Annotated in this window: 1 protein-coding gene; it reads right to left on the bottom strand. The window is 53.8% G+C overall.

Annotated elements, in window-relative coordinates; genetic code table 11:
- Positions 1-426, bottom strand: a 426-nt coding sequence (locus tag EEB15_RS33315; RefSeq protein ID WP_199236713.1) for a fimbrial protein, incomplete at its 3' end; no start/stop codon positions are given.
- Positions 427-468: the final 42 nt, after the last annotated feature.

The following is a 468-nucleotide window of genomic DNA, read 5'->3' as shown; positions in this document are numbered from 1 at the left end:
CTTGTAATAGACCTCTATCGCGGCGGTGGCGTTGAACGGGCCTAAAATGGGTCTGCTCGTCATCCACCTCAGTTGGGCGAGAAAGTTCTTCGTCACCGTCGTCTGGGTTGGGGTGTAGGGAATGAACTCGAACTCCTTACCGATACTGATGACGCTGCGATCCTCATTGAGGAGCCTGATGCCCACTGTTGGATTGTCCTTGGCCAGCAACGTATCCGTGCTCGACAGGGTGGTATTGCTGGCGGGAATGAACATAGCGTTCAGGCCATAGGCGCTGTTGCAGCTCTTATTGGCGGTGATGCTGAAGGGAAGTTCTTTGATGACCAGATTCTGTGCGGCAAATTGCGATTGCAGTATCTGGAAGTTGAGGGTCTTTGGAGAAATGCTTAGCGTGGAGGTGCAGGCGACGTAGCGGAGGTTGTTCATGCCAAGGGCATACATACGTAGGTTCCGGCCCCCCAGGTTGTT

It is taken from the genome of Ramlibacter sp. WS9 (genome assembly GCF_003797765.1).
Taxonomy (GTDB): Bacteria; Pseudomonadota; Gammaproteobacteria; order Burkholderiales; family Burkholderiaceae_C; genus Ramlibacter.
This window is presented reverse-complemented; position numbering and strand designations above follow the sequence as displayed.